General features: G+C 58.0%; 1 protein-coding gene. It reads left to right on the top strand.

All coding sequences use genetic code 11. The annotated features are described in order from the left end of the window. Window positions 1–2,610 (top strand): RHS domain-containing protein (locus U367_RS0122640; RefSeq protein WP_028618678.1); only part of this gene is annotated, 2,610 nt, incomplete at both ends.

The raw sequence follows: 2,610 nt of genomic DNA, 5'->3' as shown, positions 1-2,610 counted from the left end.
TTGCCCGATGAGTTAGTCCTGTCTCAAGGGGCGCGCTTCTACCATTTTCGCGACGGTGTGCTGACGGCGATCAGCGATGCGTATGACAACCGGTTGCGCATTTCCCGGAATTATCTGGGGCAGATTGAGCGGCTGGATAACGGCGTCGGGCGCTCGTTGTTTTTGCGCTATGCGTTGGGTCGCATTGTGGCGGTGGACTACCAGATTGAGCGGGCCGTCGATGACGGTCCGTTTGTCTGGGTGACGGAGCAGAACGTTGTTTCCTACGCCTATGACGTGGCGGGTCGGTTGGTTTCTGCGACCAATGCGGTAGGCGAAAGCGAGGTTTATCGGTACGACGAGCAGCACGTCATTCTTGAGCGTGGCTTGGCCGGTGGCGCGAGTTTCTTTTGGGAGTGGGAAAGGTCTGGCAAGTCCGCGCGATGTGTCCGCCATTGGGCCAGTTTCTCGCAGATGGACACACGGTATGCCTGGGACGATAACGGCCAGGTCACAGTGTTAAACGCCGATGGCAGCCAGGAAGTCTATGTGCATGACCAGCGGGCGCGGCTGGTGCAGCGGGTGGATCCTGACGGTGCTGAGCACTTCAAATCCTACGATGAGAAAGGCCGGCTGACGGTTGAGCAAGATCCGTTGGGGGCGATCACGGCCTACCAGTACGACGAAGCTGGGCGTTTGGTGGCGTTGTTTCGGGGGAATGATGAGCCGACGACCTACGAGCATGACAATGGGTTCGTACGGGTTGTGCGGCGTGGTGAAGCGGTTTGGAAGTATGAGCGTAATGACCAGGGCGACGTTACGCGTAGGACCGATCCTGACGGCAACGCTACTGACTACAGCTACAACAAACGCGGACAACTGACGCAGGTTTGGCTGCCGGATCACAGCTGTCACCGACTGGTCTGGAATGAGCACGGGCAATTGCTTGAAGAGCAGTTGCCGAATGGCGGAGTCAAGCGCTACCGCTATGACGATCTCGGGCGAAAAATCAGCCTGGAAGACGAACACGGCGCGCTCACGCAATTTGAGTGGAACCACGTAGGACGATTAGTCCAAATCGTCTTGCCGAGCGGTGATACGCGTAAATATACCTACAACGCGTACGGAAAAATCACCTCCGAACGCGATGAACTCGGCCACGTCACTCGCTACGAATACGCCGATGGCCTGCACCTGATCAGCCGGCGCATCAACGCCGATGGCACTCAGATCAAATACCGTTACGACAATGTGCGGTTATTGCTGACCGAGATCGAAAATGAGGTGGGCGAAACCTACCGACTCCAGTATCACACCAATGGCCTGATCCAACAGGAAACCGGCTTTGACGGCCAGCGCACTGCTTACCTCTACGACCTCAACGGCAACCTGCAGGAAAAGACCGAGCATGGCGATGACGGTAGTCAGCTGGTTACCCACTACGAGCGCGATTATGTCGGACGGCTCGTAAGAAAAGCCCTGCCCGACGGCAACCATGTCGATTACACCTACGACCGTCAAGGCAATCTCCTAAGCGTCGAAGATGGCCACTGGGCGTTGGCCTACGAGTACGACAGCCAAAACCGTCTCACCGCCGAACACCAAGGCTGGGGCACGCTGCGCTATGGCTACGACGCCTGCGGCCAACTGCAAAACCTACGCCTGCCCGACAGCAATCGGGTGGCGTTCAACCACGGCAAAGGCGGCCACCTAGTCACCGTCGAACTGAACTGTGAAACCCTTACCTCCCACCTGTTCAAGGCCGGTCAGGAACACCAACGCCAACAAGGCCAACTGATCAGCCACTACCACTACGACGATCAACAACGCCTGCACGCCCACGCCGTTACCCAACAGCAACACACCCTCTACCAACGCCACTACGACTACGACAAATCCGGCAACCTCACCCGCCTGCTCGACACCCACAAAGGCGACCACCACTACCACTACGATCCGCTAAACCGCCTCACCCGGGCCAACCACTCGCAAGGCGAGCAAGAACGCTTCGGCCACGACCCCGCCGGCAACCTGCTCATGCAAAACCGCCCCGGCCCCGACATCGTGGCCGGCAACCGCCTGATGATCCAAGGCGACCACCATTACGACTACGACGCCTTCGGCAACCTTATCCGCGAACGGCGTGGCAAAGGCCATCAACTCGTTACTGAATACCGCTACGACTGCCAGCACCGCCTGATCGGCATCAAAAAACCCAACGGCCAGACCGCCAGCTATCGCTACGACCCGTTTGGGCGGCGCATCAGCAAGACCGTTGATAGCACAACTACCGAGTTTTTCTGGCAAGGCGACAGACTCATCGCCGAACACCAGACGGATCGCCACCGCAGTTACCTCTACGAGCCCGACAGCTTCCGGCCATTGGCGCTGCTGGAAGGCTTTGGTCCAAAGGAAACCAAGCCCTACCACTACCAACTCGACCACCTCGGCACCCCGCAGGAACTCACCGATACCAACGGCGAAATCGTCTGGTCCGCGCACTACCGCGCCTACGGCGAAATCAGCCGTCTCGACATAGGAAAAGTGGACAATCCGCTTCGTTTCCAAGGCCAATACTTCGACCAAGAAAGTGGGCTGCACTACAACCGTCATCGCTACTACAATCCGGAT

This window comes from Pseudomonas canadensis, assembly GCF_000503215.1.
GTDB classification, from domain to species: domain Bacteria; phylum Pseudomonadota; class Gammaproteobacteria; order Pseudomonadales; family Pseudomonadaceae; genus Aquipseudomonas; species Aquipseudomonas canadensis.
Note: the sequence above shows the minus strand (reverse complement) of the source record. Positions and strands in the feature narration are given on the sequence as shown.